Raw genomic sequence first — 14,669 nt, 5'->3', positions numbered from 1 at the left:
GACGGCATAGCCGCCTTTCGTGGCCCGGTCCACCCTACGGTCGATTTCCGCGTGAACCCACCGGAACAAACGCCGCTCAGCTCCAGCTCAAGTCCGTCTTGCTGAGCGGCAGCTCACGCACCCGCTTGCCGGTCGCCGCGAAGATCGCATTGCACACGGCCGGCGCCAGCGGCGGCAGCACGGGTTCGCCGAGGCCCGTCACCGGGTAATCCGTCTTCAGGAAGTGGATGTCGATCTTCGTCGGCGTGTCCGGCATGCGCAGCAGCTTGTAGTCGTGGAAGTTGCTTTGCACGACACGGCCCTTCTCGATGTTCAGTTCCGGATACATCAGCGTCGACAAGCCGTCGATCACCGAGCCCTGCACCTGGTTCTCGGCGCCGCTCAGGTTGACGATCTGGGCGCCGATGTCGGTCACCACCACCACGCGGTCGACCTTCAGCTGGCCTTCTTTCGACACCGTGACCTCGGCCACCTCCGCCACGTAGCCGCGGTGGCTGAAGTGGAAGGCCACGCCCGCGCCTTGCCCCTTGGCGAAAGTCTTCTTGCCCCAGCCCGACTTCTCCGCCACTTCCTTCAGCACATTGCGCATGCGCGACACGCTGTAAGGCTGGCCGCGTTCGCCGGTGCCCGCGACGATGTCCTTGTCGCCCAGCAGTTCCAGGCGGAACTCCACCGGATCGCGCCCGGCCGCGTGGGCCAGTTCGTCGATGAAACTGTGGAAGACCCAGGAAAACACGCTGCTGCCCGGCGCGCGCCACGGACCCATCGGAATCCGGCATTCGAGGGCGGTTTGTTCCAGCAGGCAGTTGGCCAGCCAGCGGCCCGGGAATTCGTCGCCGGACAGGCTGCCGCCGCTGCCCGGCTGCAGGATGCTTTTACCGTCGCGCTCGACGCGGTTGGCAAAGGTGACGAAGTGGTTGTGCCAGCCGACCAGCTTGCCGTTGGCGTCGACGCCGCCGCGCAGGTGGTGGAAGCCGCCGGGACGGAAATGGTCGTGCTGCAAGTCGTCTTCGCGGGTCCAGGTCAGCTTCACCGGGGCATTCACTTTTTGCGCGATGGCTGCCGCCTCGACGATGAAGTCCGAGCTCAGGCGCCGGCCAAAGCCGCCGCCGCTGCGGATGATGTGCAGGGTGATTTTTTCCTTCGCAATGCCGAAGGTGGTGGTCACCAGGGCCTGGCCGGAACCGGGGTTCTGGGTCGGCGCCCACAGTTCCAGCGTGCCTTCGGTCGGCTTGAACCAGGCGGTGCAGTTCTGCGGCTCCATGCTGGCGTGCGAAATGAAGGGATAGCGGTAGCTGGCCTCGATTGTTTTCGCGGCCCCGGCAAAGGCGGCGGCAACGTCGCCATCCTTGCGCAGGGTGGTCGTGCCCGGCTTGCCGGCAGCGGCCCCGGCCTGGGCGGCAAAGTCGGCCCAGCTGTGGCCGGCGCCCACGCCTTCGTCCCATTTCACTTCCAGCGCACGCCGCGCCTTGAAGGCGGCCCAGGTCGACGTGGCGACGATGGCCACGCCCGGACGCAGGCCGTTCAGGTTGTCGCTGCCCGCGATGATGAAGGCATCCTTCACGCCCGGCATGGCCTTGATCGCGTCCAGGTTGGCGCTCACGGGCTTGCCGCCGAACACCGGGCACTTGGCGTACACCGCGTACAGCATGCCGGGCAGCTGGATGTCGATGCCGAACAGCGGCTTGCCGCTGACAATCGCCGCGTTGTCGACGCCGCCGATGCGCGTGCCCAGCAGCTTGTAACTGGCCGGGTCCTTCAGCTGCACCTGCGCCGCGTCCGGCACCGGCAGGGTGGCGGCCAGTGGCACCAGGGCGCCGTAGCCGAGCTTGCGTTTGGTCGGGCCGTGGACGACGGCGCCATGCGCGGCGCTGCACTCGCTGACCGGAACCTTCCAGGTCTGGGCCGCGGCCTGCACCAGGACGGTGCGCGCCGCCGCGCCCAGGCGGTGGAAGTTCTCGTAGTTGGTCGGTGTCGAGGTCGAGCCGCCGGCGCCCTGGCTGCCGTAGGCCGGATTCAGGTCGCCCTGGACAATGCGCACGTCCTTCCAGTCGATCTCCAGTTCCTCGGCAATGACCATCGGCAGCGAGGTCTTGATGCCCTGGCCGATTTCCGGCTGCTTCGACACCAGGGTGACGATGCCCTTGCGGTCGATGGAAATGAAGGCGTTCGGATCGAAGCTGGCGGCGCCAGAGGCGTTGCCCGGCGCGGCCAGCGCGCCGGTCGGGCCGAAGCCGATGACCAGGGCGCCGGCGCCGATGGCGCTCGTGCCCAGGAAGCGGCGGCGCGAAAGTGATAGCGGCGCGTTCATGCCTTGCCCTTTCCATTTTGCGCGATCTCGGCGGCGCGGTGGATGCCGGCACGGATGCGGGTATAGGTGGCGCAGCGGCACAGGTTGCCGGCCATGGCCTCGTCGATCTGGGCGTCGCTTGGCTTCGGGTGCTGTTTCAGCAGGGCGCAGGCGGTCATGATCTGGCCCGACTGGCAGTAGCCGCATTGCGGCACGTCGAGTTCCTGCCAGGCTTGCTGCAGCGGGTGCTGGTGCTGCTTGTCCAGGCCCTCGATGGTGGTGATCTTTTGCGTGGTCAGGCTGGAGACCGGCATCAGGCAGGAACGGGTGGGCACGCCGTCGATGTGGACGGTGCAGGCGCCGCACATGCCGGCACCGCAGCCATACTTGGCGCCGACGAGTCCGAGCGAATCGCGCAGGGCCCAGAGCAGCGGGGTATCGGGTTCGACATCGACTTGCTGGCGCTTGCCGTTGATATTCAGCGTAAATTTACTCATGAACCGTTCCTTGCCGGATGATAAACCTGAGCATGCTACCAAAAGCCGACAAGAAAAAAATACAGGTCGATGAGTTTATTGTTAGCAAATTGTTGCAAGGCGGTGCGCGTCAAGTGTGGCAGGGCGCGACCTCATGTTCCCTGGATGTGCGGTACAGGCGCGGCGTGGCGGCCATGCGACGCTTGCGGTCCGGGCGCGGCGGGAAGCTGCTGTTTTTTTGCTAAGTGGATATAATCGGCTTCTCCCTGTACAGACAAGTGGCCACCGATATGTCGGAAATGCAGTTCTCAAACAATTACCGTGACCTGAGCGATTCGCAAGGCGTCGACGCCGGGTTCCAGTTCGAGTTTTATTGCGAGCGCTGCAGCGACCGCTGGCGCACGCACTTCAAGCCCTACCGCAGCGCCCAGGCCTCGGGCTGGCTGCAAAAAGGGGCGAGCATGTTCGGTGGCATGCTGGGCAATGCCAGCAACGTGCTGTCCGGCATGGCGCAGGCCGGCTGGCACAGCGCACGCGACGAAGCGTTTACGGAAGCCATCGCGGCCGGCAAGGCCCACTTCAACCGCTGCGGCAACTGCCACGACTATGTGTGCGCCACCTGCTTCGACAGCCAGAACGGCCTCTGCTACAACTGCGCGCCGAACGTCAACGTGAAGATTTCGCAGGCCCGCGCCCAGGGCGAAGTCAGTGCCGCATCGGAAATTGCCAACGACGAAGGCAAGGTGCGCGGCGCCCGGCGCGACGTCACGCAAGCCATGCAACTGGTCTGCCCGCAATGCCGCGCCGAGACCCACGGCGCCAAGTTTTGTCCGGAATGCGGATTCAAGATGGCGCAGCAGGTGTCCTGCATCAGTTGCCCGACGCTGCTGCAGCCGGGAACCAAGTTTTGTACCGAGTGCGGTACACGGCAGAGCTGAACAAGTATCCGGGTCGCCCGAGGTGCATCGAGCAATCAGGCCCGGACGCCGGCTCGGCTGCCGTGGCCTGATTTCTAGATCCCTTCCGGGTAGGTCTCCGGCGGTTCCCCCGAATGCCAGCCACTGGTCGCATCCAGCGGCACCAGCGCTTCGGTGCGGTCGATGTGGATCACGGCGTCGAACTGCTGGGCCATCTGGGCGTTGAAGTAATGGCTCTGGCGCTCGGTGCGCGGCAAGTACAGCACGCCGATCGCGCGTTCCAGGCGACGCTCCATCATGATGCGCCGCACCGGCGTGTCGTCGCGCAGGTTCAGCCAGTAGCGCGGCAGGCCGACGTGGTGCAACAATTCCTCGTAGCTGCCGTGCAGGGCAGGGCGCACGCGCTTGCGCTCGGCCGGGCCGTCCCATGCCGATGCCGCCGTCACGTGGCCGTCGTAGGTAGAAAAGCCAATCAAGCAGGTCTGGCCCGGATAGGCTTTGCGCGCCAGTTCGCCGACATTCCATTCGCCCAGGTTGCCGACATCGGTGGCGCGGGCGTCGCCGATGTGGGAGTTATGTTCCCAGACCACGATCTTGGCCGGCTCGCCGTCGCGCGACAGGTGGCGCGTGAGCGCGTCCAGGGTTTCGGCCATGTGGCTGTCGCGCAGGTTCCAGGACGACACGCGGCCACGGAACATGGTCCGGTAGTATTCCTCGGCATTTTTCACAAGGCGTGCGTTCTGCTGGGCGTAGAAAAAGGCGTCTTCGCTCGATGCGCCATCGGCCTGCATGTAATCGAAGGCGCGTCCCTGCAGTTCCTGCAACTGCTTCAATACGCCTTGCTGGCAGGATTCGGACAGGCCGACGCCGGTGGCGTAGCCGTAGTGCTGGCTATCTTCGTCGTAATGGTCGAAGCAGGCGTAGCGGCGGCGCGCTTCCGCGGCCGCGGTCGGGTCTACCTTGTCGAGGTAGTCCAGCACTTCGCGCACCGAGGTGAACAGGCTGTACAAATCGAGCCCGTAGAAGCCGACCCTGGGCCCGGCGCGCAGGCCATCGTTATGCGTGCGCAGCCAGTCGACAAAGGCGGTCACGTCGGTATTGCGCCACATCCAGGCGGGGAAGCGCTCGAAGCCGGACAGGGCTTCGTCGGCATTCTGGTCGCTTCCCTCGCCGCGCACGTAACGGTTGACACGGTAGGCATCCGGCCAGTCGGCCTCGACCGCCACGGCCGTGAAGCCCTTCTCGCGGATCAGGCGCTGGGTGATGCGCGCCCGTTCCTCGTAGAACTCATGGGTGCCGTGTGTCGCTTCGCCGATCAGCACGAAGCGGGCGTCGCCCACGAGATTGAGCAGGGCGTCGTAGTCGCCGGGCCCACCGGTGAGCGGGTGGGCGGCGTCGGCCAGGGCGGCCGCGCCGATGTCGGTTGCCGTGACCATGCGCTCCCTCGCCTTAATGCAGGAAGCGGCTGCCGGATTTTGCACGCCCGTTATCGCGCGACGGGGCGTTGGCCTGCGCGTCACGCGGGATCACGCCGCGCTCGACGAAGTGCTTCATGCGCGCCAGGTCATCGTCCATTTGCCGTTTCGGGTCGGCGCCGAGCAGCACCGCCAGGCCGTGGCCGACGATGCCGGCCGGCGGCGTGTACGACAGGCGCACCGTGACCAGGGTGCCGCCGCGGTGCGGCTCGAAGGTGATCGAGCCTTCGTTGGCGATCTGCGCGCCCGGTTCGCTGCGCCAGGCCAGGCGCTTGCCCTTCGACTGCTCGGTCAGCACCGCATCCCACTCGAACTGGCTGCCGGCCGGACCCTGCACCACCCAGTGCGAGCGGCGGCGGCCGGTGTCGCGTACCTCGACCACGTGCGACATGAAGCGCGGGAAGTTTTCGTAGTTGCTCCAGAGTTCGTACACGTCTTCCGGCGAGGCGTCGATGCGGATGGTTTTTTCCAGGTCGACGCTCTGGCCGCGGCTGCGGCGGCTGCCCATCAGGTTCGAGAGCAGACCGTTGCCGTTTTCATAGCCGCCACCTGGATTGCCAACGCTGCGCGCCGCCAGCGCCAGGCCGGCCAGGCCCAGCACGCCGACCAGCGGCGAGCGGCGCATCAGGCCGAAGATGCCGAGCAGGCCGCCGCTGACGACGGCCGGGTTGCGCAGCAGCGAGGCGAGGTCGTCGCGGTCGTTCAGATGCAGGGCGCCCATGACGCTGCTGCCGGCCTGGCTGGCCAGGCGGCCCAGGCGCGAGGTGGCGGCATCGAGATCGGAAGCACTGGAACTGGCCATGCGCGAGACGCTGTCGACGGTGTTGTCCCAGGCGCGGTGGGCGGCGCCGTCGGGCTTGGCCGCCTCGAGTGCGCGGCTGGCGCGCGAACCGGCGGCGTCGGCCAGGTCGCCGGCGCTGCTGCCGGCCTTGTCGTACAGGTCGCCCGCGCTGTCGGCGGCGCTGTGCGCGAGCGAGCCGATGCGTTCGCTGACGCCGTGCCAGGCATTGCCGAGCGCGCTGCCGGTACGCGAACCGGCGTTGCGCAGGGCCGCGGTGGAGGTCGAGCGGCGGGCGCTGCCGCGGTCGGGGTCGAGCATGTACATCAGGAGGGCGCCGGCGGCGGCGCCGCCCAGCAGCTTGGCAAGGTCGCCTGCTTCGTATCCGGTCTCGGTGCGGGTATGTTTCATCGTTTTTCCTTTCCGTTAGCTTGCTTGTCAAAGGGGCGAGGCCTGTTTGCTCCAGGCCATCGCCAGCAAATCCTGCACTTCCGCGTCGCTCGTCTGATCGAACGCGTCGTACCACTGGCTCACCGCGCGAAAGCGCAGCGGCGCCACCAGGCAGACCAGCTCGTCCACTTCGGGCTCGAGCCGGCCCAGCGTATCGGGCGGCGCCACCGGCACCGCCACGATCACGCGCGCGGCATGGCGCCCGCGCGCAATTTTTACTGCCGCTTCCATCGTCGAGCCGGTTGCGATGCCGTCGTCGACGATGATCACCGGGCGCTGCGCCAGCGCCGGCTCGGGCCGCCCGCCGAGGTACAGGCGCGCGCGGCGTTCGATTTCCGCCAGTTCACGCGCGCTGATCGCGTCGACCTGTTCCTGCGTCACGCCCATCAGGCCGGGTACGCCCGGCTGCAGCACTTGCACGCCGCCGCTGCCGACCGCGCCGATGGCGAACTCGGGCTGGTAGGGCAGGCCGAGCTTGCGCACTAGCAGCAAATCGAGCTCCAGGCCGAGCGCCGCCGCCACCGCGTAGCCCACCGGCACGCCGCCGCGCGGCAAGGCCAGCACGATGGCACCGGCCTCGGCAGTGCCGGGGCGCCGGGCGTGAGCCTTCAGCTGCTTCGCCAGCAGCCTGCCGGCCTGCGCCCGGTTCCTGAAGCGATGTGCGTCTGTCATGTGCGTGCGCTTGCGCATGTGGCGCCGGGCCTGCCCGCAAGGTCGAGGCGAAGGCGCGGACGAAGGCGCGGACGATTAGCCGATGGTCAGGCGCCGCGCCTCGCTGCCCTGTTTCTTGGGCAGCGTCAGGTGCAGGACGCCGTTCTCGAGTTTCGCCTGCGCCGCCGCGTCGTCGACCTCGGTCGGCAAGCTGAAGCTGCGCATGAACTTGCGTGCTGAACGTTCAGAATACACCACGTTTTCGCCCTCGCGCCGCTCGTTTGCCTGACGGCATTCTCCTTCGATGGTGACGCGCTGGCGGTCGATGGCGACCTTCAGGTCTTCCCTGTTTACGCCAGGCATGTCGGCCTGGATTTCATAGGCCTGCTCGGTCTCGGTCATGTCGAGCCGGGGCACGGCGGCATCGGCTTCGCGCCAGCGGCTTGCCGACGACCCGAAGGGCGCGAAGAAGTCTTCGAACATGCTTTCGACGAGCCGGCCGAAGCCTTCTTCGACCGAATTGGGACGATAAGCCGGCAGTGGTGTACTGCCTCTCCTGACGAGATTCATGATAGGCCTCCCTTGTGCATGGTTGAGATGGCGGCAGGACCGCCGCACCTGATTTATAGGGCAGTGGCGCGGCGTTTTCAAGGCGTGCGGGACGGGTTTGCAGGGGCATGCGCGCGGGTTTTTGCGCGCCGCCAGCGAACCTGGAGCGGAAGGGAACCCGGGCGCGTTCCGGATGGTCTGACGGCGTCAGGCTGGAACGCGGCGGGCGTTGCAGGGCATGGTGAGTTGCGGCTGCCGGAGGCCTCAGCCGAGCTGGCGGCCGTGGAAACGCAGGTGGTCTTCGACGAAGGTGGAGATGAAGTAATAGCCGTGGTCGTAGCCGGCATGGCGGCGCAGTTCCAGCGGCTGGCCGGCGGCGCGGCAGGCGGTCTCGAAGGCGTCCGGGTTCAGCTGGTCCGGCAGGAACTTGTCGGCCAGGCCCTGGTCGACCAGGATGCCTTGCGGGAAGCGCACCGGGCCGCCGGCCACCAGTTCGGTGGCGTCGTAGGCTTTCCAGGCCTCGCGATCCGCACCCAGGTAGCCGCCGAAGGCCTTTTCGCCCCAGGGGCAGCGGGTCGGCGCGGCGATCGGGGCAAAAGCCGAGACCGAGCGGAACAAGTCCGGGTTGCGCAGGGCCAGCATCAGGGCGCCGTGGCCGCCCATCGAGTGGCCGAAGATGCCGCAGCGCGCCGGGTCGGCGCCGAATTCCGCCATCACCAGTTCGCGCAGTTCCAGGATGTAGCTGTACATGCGGTAGTGACGCGACCAGGGCTCGGCGGTGGCGTCGACATAGAAGCCGGCGCCGACGCCGAAGTCCCAGCTGTCGGCTTCGCCCGGCACGCCGGCGCCGCGCGGGCTGGTGTCGGGGGCGACCAGGATGATGCCGAGTTCGGCGGCCACGCGCTGGGCGCCGGCCTTGGTCATGAAGGTTTCTTCGGTGCAGGTGAGGCCGGCGAGGTAGAACAGCACTGGCAATTGCTTGCCTTCGTGGCCGGGCGGCAGGTAGACCGAGAATTTCATCGGCAGGCCGATGGCCTTGGCGTCGTGCTGGTAGAAACGCTGGACGCCGCCGAAGCAGGCGTGTTCGCTCAGGAGTTGGGGCATGGTGGTATCCGTCGTGTGATCGATGGTGCAAGTATGCCAGTTTGGCATGGGGCGGTGGTAGCGGACGTTATGTGTCCGTTTGCGTGTGGGACGTCGGTTGATGTTCGACCGACATGCGTTGTACCGCGTGGACACAGGTGTCCACCCTACGAACCCATGACGCTTGAGCGACCGAATCGTCTATCGAGCGGTTTTTGTAGGGTGGGCCGGGCCGCGCAGGCACTTGTGCCTACGCGGTACAACGCATGATGGTCGAGAGAAAAAGCCGCCAGCCGCTTACACGATACCGAGCGCCCCCAGCAAGGCCCCCGCGCCCAGCACCCACAGCAAGTGCAGCCTGGTCCGCCAGATCACCACGCAGCTTGCCAGCGCCAGGGTCTACAGCGGCCAGTTCGCCACGCCGCGCCCGGCCGAACTGGCCAGTATCCACGCCGTCGACAGCAGCATCGCGATCACCACCGGCGCCATGCCCTGCTTGAAGGCGCGCACGGCGCGCAGCTTGCGGTTGCGGTGGCCCCACTGCGCGACCTGGTAAGTGAAGACGGTCGAGGGCAGCATGATGCCGAGCATGGTCACCGCCACGCCGAGGAAGGCGGCCGTGGTGCTGCCGGCGTTCATGCCGACCTGCCAGCCCATCAATGCCACGAACAGCACGTTCGGTCCCGGCGATGCCTGGGCGAGGGCAATGGCATCGTTGAACTGGGCCTGGGTCAGCCACCCGCGCCGCTCGACGATCTCGCGCTGGACCACGGCCAGCACGCCGCCGAAGCCTTGCAGGGCCAGCAGCGTGAAGGCGACGAACAGGTGGCGCAGGGATGCAGGACGCGGGCGGTCGGCGGATGGCGCAGGAGTCATCCCCCGATGTTACCCGGAACTAAGACGCTACTTGCTATTTCTGTCACGAGACAGCGCCAGGCGTGCGCCGGCGGCAAGGGCCTCAGCCGCCGCCGATCCCGCGCATCACCTTGCCGCTGCCGCCGCACTCGGGGCAGGGCTTGCCGTCGCCCAGCTTGCCGCTGCCGGAGCAGGCGTCGCAAATGTCTTCGCCGGCGCCGGGCGTGCCGGGAGCGGCTTCGTCGCCGGGGTTCAGGTCCGGTTGCGGTGTCGTGTTCATCGCTGCCTCGCTGGTAGTGGAATGGGGATCAACGCAGCCATTCTAGGCGCCTTGTACGGACAGCGGCGCTACGCTGCCGTTTGGCATGCCTACACAACTTTATGCAGTCGAATACGAGAATGACATTGACTTTGGCCATGAGTGAACAATACTCGTTACGCAAGCAAAGATACCAAGCAATGTCCGATGATCAGCCACGACAGCCCGGGGGAACGATGAAGCAGGCTCCAGCCATCCTGCGCAGCATGGTCGCAGAAGAACGTACCGATATGCACCAGCGCGCGATCGTGGACGACGGCATCGCCGTGCAGTGCAGCGCCAACACCATGTCTGCCGTCGAATACCTGCGCTCGCGCGATATCGCCCGCACGGTCATCGAACGCGTGCTGCTCGAACCCGCCCGGCGCCGTTCTCGCCAGTAAAGTTGCTCTACAGTTCGGATTTAGATTGCAAACAAAGCAATTTTGTGGATTTCGGGTAAGCCCGGTTATACACAAAAATTTCTTTTTCGTAATTCCGACGGGTTTTCTTCCCAGAGTGCGCAAATGCGTGCAAGTCATTGATTTTACGTGGCTTCGGCTTTGCCTCCGGTTTGGGCATTTTGTTGAAAGCCGCATTCCGACACGCTTTCGCGATGTCAAGCCCCGCGTTTTCCACAAAGTTATTCACAAAGTTTGTGGATATCCAGAAAACCCGTTTGTTTCCGAAGACTTAGCACACACTCTTCGCAAGCCGTTTGAAGTGGCTCTAATGCGAACGCAGCCTTTTTACGACAACTTCGTCGGCTGCGTAGCGAAAATGCACTTGCGCACGCTTACTGGACAGATATACAGTTGCGCTGGTTCATCATCGCCATCGCTTCCATGACTGCCGCCGCCACCGATCCGTCCCTCGATGCCACCATCGACGACCCCTTTGCCAGCCTGAATCCCGACCAGCGCGCTGCGGTCGAGCACGACATCGGCGTGGCAGCCCCGCGCCCCTTGCTGGTGGTGGCCGGCGCCGGGTCCGGCAAGACGAACACGCTGGCGCACCGCGTCGCGCGCCTGATCCTGAGCGGCGCCGACCCGCAGCGCATCCTGCTGCTGACCTTTTCGCGGCGCGCCGCCAACGAGATGAGCCAGCGCGCCGGCAATGTGCTGCAGCGAATCATCGGCGGCAGCAACGGGACCGTCACGCTGCCCTGGGCCGGCACCTTCCACGGCATCGGCGCGCGCCTGCTGCGCGAGTTCGCCAGGCGCATCGGCCTGGACGAATCCTTCACCATCCACGACCGCGGCGATTCCGAAGACCTGATGGGCATGGTGCGCCACGAGATCGGACTGACCGGCACCCAGAAGCGCTTTCCGCTGAAGGGCACCTGCCTGGCGATCTATTCGCGGGTGGTGAATTCGCGCGAGCCGCTCGACCTGGTCCTGCAGGGCATGTTTCCCTGGTGCGCGGAATGGGAAGGCGACCTGAAGCGCCTGTTCGGCGCCTACGTCGACGCCAAGCAGGAGCAGAACGTGCTCGACTACGACGATCTGCTGCTGTTCTGGGCGGAAATGGCGTCCGACCCGGAACTGGGGCCGGAGCTCGGCGCCCTGTTCGACCACATCCTGGTCGACGAATACCAGGACACGAACCGCCTGCAATCAAGCATCATCACCGGCATGAAGCCCGACGGGCAGGGCGTGATGGTGGTCGGCGACGATGCCCAGTCGATCTATTCCTTCCGCGGCGCCACCGTGCGCAACATCCTCGACTTCCCGACGCAGTTTTCGCAGCCCGCCGCCATGATCACGCTCGAGCGCAACTACCGCTCCACGCAGCCGATCCTGGACGCCTCGAACGCCGTGATCGCCGCCGCGCTCGAGCGCCACGCCAAGACCCTGTGGACCGACAAGGCCGCGACTGCCTTGCCGCAATTGATCCTGATTCCTGACGAAGCCGAGCAGGCGCGCTGGGTCTGCAATCGCATTCTCGAGCACCGCGAAGCCGGCATCAAGCTTACCCAGCAAGCCGTGCTGTTCCGCGCCGCCAGCCACAGTGCGGCGCTGGAACTCGAACTCATGCGCCGGAATATCCCCTTCGTGAAATTCGGCGGCCTGAAGTTCCTGGAAGCGGCGCACATCAAGGACGTGCTGGCCGTGCTGCGCTTTGCCCAGAATCCGAACGGACGCCTGGCCGGCTTCCGTGTGGCGCAACTGATTCCCGGCATAGGCCAGGCCACCGCCGCGCGCCTGCTCGACGCCGTGGCCGAAGCGCCGGAAGCGCTGGCGGCGGTGGAAGCCTTCGAGGTGCCGGCCAGGGCGCAGGGCGACTGGCAAGCTTTTGTCGAACTCTACCGCCGCCTGCGCACGCCCGGCCTGCGCTGGCCGGCCGACATCGAGCTGGCCAAGGACTGGTACCAGCCGCACCTGGAGCGCCTGCACGACGATGCACCGGTGCGCGCCGCCGACCTCGACCAGCTGGCGCAACTGGCCGGCGGCTATGGCAATCGCGAAAGTTTCCTGGCAGAGATCACGCTCGACCCGCCGGAAGCGACCAGCGACCGCGCCGGCCCGCCGCTGCTGGACGAGGATTATGTAATCCTGTCGACCATCCATTCGGCCAAGGGCCAGGAGTGGAAATCGGTGCACGTGCTGAATGTGGTCGATGGCTGCATTCCTTCGGACATGAGCACCGGCAGCGCCGACGAGATCGAGGAAGAACGGCGCCTGCTGTACGTGGCGATGACACGCGCCAAGGAGCACCTGCACCTGGTGGTGCCGAACCGCTTTTACGTGAAGCAGCAGGCGCAGATGGGCGACCGCCACATGTACGCGGCGCGCACCCGCTTCGTGACGCCGGCCATGCTCAAGCATTTCGAGGAGTGTGTGTGGATGACGGCCGACCTGGCCCAGTCGCGTAAACCAATGCCGGACAGCGTGCGCATGCTGGTGCGCGACCGCGCGCGCAATGCCTGGAAATAAAGAAAAGATGGGCTTGCCGATGTGGCAAAAATGAGGATCAGCGGAAGCTGATTTGATGACTTATCCCCTGCGCAGCTGCCCTGTAGGAATTTTCTGATAAGGCTGCGCAACGCCCAAAGCGGGTTCGTGCAGGTCCTTGATTTTAAAGGGACTTATTTTTGCCTCCGGAACGGGCATTTTGTTGAAACCCGCATCAATACTGCGCTTGCGGCTTGTCAAGGGATGCTTTTCCACACACTTATCCACATTTCTTGTGGATATCAGTGTAATCCTAATAAAATCAAGGATTTAGAGGCGAGGTGTTGATCTGCGGCAAAAGATCAACGGCGAGACCATTGAAGCCTGATGAGGGCGTCCTCCCACCAGTGCCTGCCTGATCCGGTCCAGCGCATCGCGCGCGCCCAGCGCCAGGCCGACGCCGCCGGCGCCATCGAGCTGGGGCGCGCGCGGATTGATGCGCACCAGCGGCGCGCGTTGCCGTTCGCTCATGCGGCGCACCGAAGGAATATCGACGCCGGCGCCGAGCTCGACCACCACCAGGCGCCGCACGCCGGCGCGCCAGGCCTGCAGGCGCGCATACTGCGCCTCGGTGCGGGTGTCGATCCAGGCGCTGTCGTTGAACATCAGGATGTTCGGCCGCGCCAATGCGGCGCAATGCGGGCAGCGCGGCGGCGCATTGCGCAGGCGGCAGGCGGCCGCGTCGACCTCGGGCAGGAAGGCGCCGGCGGGCCAGATCGCATCGCTGCAGGGCTGGCTGCATTGCAGGTGGTGGATCGAACCATGACACTCGACGATTTGGTCCTCGCCGAAGCCGGCGCGCCCGAACTGGCCGTCGACGTTGCTGGTAAACACAAACGCGCCTTGCGGCATGGCGCGCGCCAGATCGAGCAGGATGCCGAAGCCGGCGTGCGGGACGGTGCTGCGGTACAGGGCCAGGCGGTGGCCATAGAAACCCCAGGCCAGCGCCGGGTCGGCGCGGAAGCTGGCGGGATTGGCAATCTCGTGGAAGGGCGTGCGCGCCGCGCCGAGGGCCGGGTAGGCTTTCCAGAAACCGGCGTCGCCGCGGAAGTCGGGCAGGCCGGAGTCGACGCCCATGCCGGCGCCGGCGCAAATGAGCAGGGCGTCGGCGCCAGCAATGAGGGCGGCGGCGCGGGCGATGTCCTGCTCAGGCATGTTCGCCCTCGCTCACCAGCCGGGTAAGCCGGTCGAGCTCGGCCAGGAAGCGTTCGCAGGCCAGGGCCGGCGGCCAGGGTTCCCAGGGCTGGCCGCCGTACACCGCTGCCAGCGGATCGTCCTGCAGCACGGCGGCGCGGATCTTCAGGGTGCGCCGCACCTCCTCGCGCGACCAGCCGGCCACGTGCACCGCCTCGCTGGCGGCGGCCAGGCGGTCGGCGCGCTTATGGCGGGCATGCTCGCTTGCGGTCCAGGAGGGCAGGCGATAGCGCAGGAAGACCGCGTGTTCCAGGCGCTTGGTAAGGGCGCGGAAGCCTTCGCCCAAGAAAGGCTTGATGACCGACAGCGCATCGAAGCCGAGCAGGCCTTCCTCGGCGTCGTGCAGCAGTTCGCGCAGTTCCAGCAACGGGTCGACCCGTCCGCCGAGCGCGGCGCGCTGCAGCAGCATGACGGTGATCGAATGCTGGGCCACGGACAGCGGCAGCGGCCAGGCCGAGTGCCCGCCCCAGCGGTAGGTGCGGGCCAGGCCCAGGGCCAGGTCGGCGTCGTCCCAGTCGAAGGGCGTGGGATTCAGTAAATCCAGGCGTTTGCCCGAAGGCATGCGCACCCAGGCGCGTTGTTGCTCCATCAGCACCGGGGCTCCCACATCGGTTGTTGCGTGCATCTCGTCATCATGCTGCGATTCTACACATCGGCGCGTGCAACGCCCCGCTTGATCTGTGCGAACATGGGGCGGGG

General features: G+C 66.2%; 14 protein-coding genes and 1 pseudogene. 3 read left to right on the top strand and 12 right to left on the bottom strand.

What is annotated here, in order from left to right:
• Positions 1–76: 76 nt before the first annotated feature.
• Together ACWYRN_RS24735 and ACWYRN_RS24730 are read right to left on the bottom strand one after the other, a co-directional pair.
• Positions 77–2,311 carry a xanthine dehydrogenase family protein molybdopterin-binding subunit gene (locus ACWYRN_RS24735; RefSeq protein ID WP_488690431.1) on the bottom strand — a complete coding sequence of 745 codons (2,235 nt, stop codon included), beginning with the start codon at positions 2,309–2,311 and terminating at the stop codon, positions 77–79.
• Positions 2,308–2,787, bottom strand: coding sequence for a (2Fe-2S)-binding protein (locus ACWYRN_RS24730; RefSeq protein ID WP_488690430.1), 480 nt, complete (start codon positions 2,785–2,787; stop codon positions 2,308–2,310). The genes ACWYRN_RS24735 and ACWYRN_RS24730 overlap by 4 nt, the downstream gene beginning before the upstream one ends.
• A 278-nt stretch (positions 2,788–3,065) precedes the next feature.
• Between ACWYRN_RS24730 and ACWYRN_RS24725 the strand changes: the two genes are divergently transcribed.
• On the top strand, positions 3,066–3,704 hold the full coding sequence (locus ACWYRN_RS24725) for a zinc ribbon domain-containing protein (RefSeq protein WP_488690429.1): 639 nt from the start codon (positions 3,066–3,068) through the stop codon (positions 3,702–3,704).
• A gap of 74 nt (positions 3,705–3,778) precedes the next feature.
• Here ACWYRN_RS24725 and ACWYRN_RS24720 read toward each other — a convergent pair whose 3' ends face one another.
• The 7 genes and pseudogenes from ACWYRN_RS24720 to ACWYRN_RS24690 form a co-directional block, all read right to left on the bottom strand.
• A complete protein-coding gene (locus tag ACWYRN_RS24720) occupies positions 3,779–5,119 on the bottom strand; it encodes an erythromycin esterase family protein (RefSeq protein WP_488690428.1) in 1,341 nt (446 codons plus the stop codon).
• 13 nt (positions 5,120–5,132) lie between these two features.
• A complete protein-coding gene (locus tag ACWYRN_RS24715; protein WP_488690427.1) occupies positions 5,133–6,347 on the bottom strand; it encodes an SRPBCC family protein in 1,215 nt (404 codons plus the stop codon).
• Between the two features lie 27 nt (positions 6,348–6,374).
• Positions 6,375–7,058, bottom strand: a complete 684-nt coding sequence (locus ACWYRN_RS24710; RefSeq protein ID WP_488690426.1) for a phosphoribosyltransferase — start codon at positions 7,056–7,058, stop codon at positions 6,375–6,377.
• Between the two features lie 75 nt (positions 7,059–7,133).
• Positions 7,134–7,607, bottom strand: a complete 474-nt coding sequence (locus tag ACWYRN_RS24705; RefSeq protein ID WP_229436717.1) for an Hsp20/alpha crystallin family protein — start codon at positions 7,605–7,607, stop codon at positions 7,134–7,136.
• Positions 7,608–7,850: 243 nt separating this feature from the next.
• A complete protein-coding gene (fghA, locus tag ACWYRN_RS24700) occupies positions 7,851–8,690 on the bottom strand; it encodes an S-formylglutathione hydrolase (protein ID WP_488690425.1) in 840 nt (279 codons plus the stop codon).
• A gap of 276 nt (positions 8,691–8,966) precedes the next feature.
• A pseudogene (locus ACWYRN_RS24695) lies at positions 8,967–9,545 on the bottom strand (chromate transporter).
• A gap of 82 nt (positions 9,546–9,627) precedes the next feature.
• Positions 9,628–9,804: a hypothetical protein gene (locus ACWYRN_RS24690; RefSeq protein WP_229436713.1), complete on the bottom strand. Its 177-nt coding sequence runs from the start codon at positions 9,802–9,804 to the stop codon at positions 9,628–9,630.
• Between the two features lie 215 nt (positions 9,805–10,019).
• Between ACWYRN_RS24690 and ACWYRN_RS24685 the strand changes: the two genes are divergently transcribed.
• Positions 10,020–10,226: a hypothetical protein gene (locus ACWYRN_RS24685; RefSeq protein ID WP_488690424.1), complete on the top strand. Its 207-nt coding sequence runs from the start codon at positions 10,020–10,022 to the stop codon at positions 10,224–10,226.
• Positions 10,227–10,667: 441 nt separating this feature from the next.
• The gene (locus ACWYRN_RS24680) at positions 10,668–12,758 is read left to right on the top strand and encodes an ATP-dependent helicase (RefSeq protein WP_488692885.1); all 2,091 of its coding nucleotides are present in this window, start codon (positions 10,668–10,670) and stop codon (positions 12,756–12,758) included.
• A 60-nt stretch (positions 12,759–12,818) separates the two neighbouring features.
• Here the strand turns inward: ACWYRN_RS24680 and ACWYRN_RS24675 are convergent, their stop codons facing one another.
• From ACWYRN_RS24675 to ACWYRN_RS24665, 3 genes are read right to left on the bottom strand one after another with little or no spacing between them, the layout of a single operon-like run.
• Positions 12,819–12,992: a hypothetical protein gene (locus tag ACWYRN_RS24675; RefSeq protein ID WP_488690423.1), complete on the bottom strand. Its 174-nt coding sequence runs from the start codon at positions 12,990–12,992 to the stop codon at positions 12,819–12,821.
• Positions 12,993–13,046: 54 nt separating this feature from the next.
• On the bottom strand, positions 13,047–13,931 hold the full coding sequence (locus ACWYRN_RS24670; protein ID WP_488690422.1) for an SIR2 family NAD-dependent protein deacylase: 885 nt from the start codon (positions 13,929–13,931) through the stop codon (positions 13,047–13,049).
• Positions 13,924–14,532 carry a phosphohydrolase gene (locus tag ACWYRN_RS24665; protein ID WP_488692884.1) on the bottom strand — a complete coding sequence of 203 codons (609 nt, stop codon included), beginning with the start codon at positions 14,530–14,532 and terminating at the stop codon, positions 13,924–13,926. The genes ACWYRN_RS24670 and ACWYRN_RS24665 overlap by 8 nt, the downstream gene beginning before the upstream one ends.
• Positions 14,533–14,669: the final 137 nt, after the last annotated feature.

Source organism: Massilia sp. BAP21, from assembly GCF_057801335.1.
Note: the sequence above shows the minus strand (reverse complement) of the source record. Positions and strands in the feature narration are given on the sequence as shown.

Bases quoted from the DNA above. Each gene is read 5' to 3' on its own strand.
- ACWYRN_RS24670 (WP_488690422.1), bottom strand. From the start codon at position 13,931: ATGCCTGAGCAGGACATCGCCCGCGCCGCCGCCCTCATTGCTGGCGCC.
- ACWYRN_RS24685 (WP_488690424.1), top strand. From the start codon at position 10,020: ATGAAGCAGGCTCCAGCCATCCTGCGCAGCATGGTCGCAGAAGAACGT.
- ACWYRN_RS24735 (WP_488690431.1), bottom strand. From the start codon at position 2,311: ATGAACGCGCCGCTATCACTTTCGCGCCGCCGCTTCCTGGGCACGAGC.
- ACWYRN_RS24665 (WP_488692884.1), bottom strand. From the start codon at position 14,532: ATGCCTTCGGGCAAACGCCTGGATTTACTGAATCCCACGCCCTTCGAC.
- ACWYRN_RS24715 (WP_488690427.1), bottom strand. From the start codon at position 6,347: ATGAAACATACCCGCACCGAGACCGGATACGAAGCAGGCGACCTTGCC.
- ACWYRN_RS24710 (WP_488690426.1), bottom strand. From the start codon at position 7,058: ATGACAGACGCACATCGCTTCAGGAACCGGGCGCAGGCCGGCAGGCTG.
- ACWYRN_RS24680 (WP_488692885.1), top strand. From the start codon at position 10,668: ATGACTGCCGCCGCCACCGATCCGTCCCTCGATGCCACCATCGACGAC.
- fghA (WP_488690425.1), bottom strand. From the start codon at position 8,690: ATGCCCCAACTCCTGAGCGAACACGCCTGCTTCGGCGGCGTCCAGCGT.
- ACWYRN_RS24720 (WP_488690428.1), bottom strand. From the start codon at position 5,119: ATGGTCACGGCAACCGACATCGGCGCGGCCGCCCTGGCCGACGCCGCC.
- ACWYRN_RS24730 (WP_488690430.1), bottom strand. From the start codon at position 2,787: ATGAGTAAATTTACGCTGAATATCAACGGCAAGCGCCAGCAAGTCGAT.
- ACWYRN_RS24705 (WP_229436717.1), bottom strand. From the start codon at position 7,607: ATGAATCTCGTCAGGAGAGGCAGTACACCACTGCCGGCTTATCGTCCC.
- ACWYRN_RS24725 (WP_488690429.1), top strand. From the start codon at position 3,066: ATGCAGTTCTCAAACAATTACCGTGACCTGAGCGATTCGCAAGGCGTC.
- ACWYRN_RS24690 (WP_229436713.1), bottom strand. From the start codon at position 9,804: ATGAACACGACACCGCAACCGGACCTGAACCCCGGCGACGAAGCCGCT.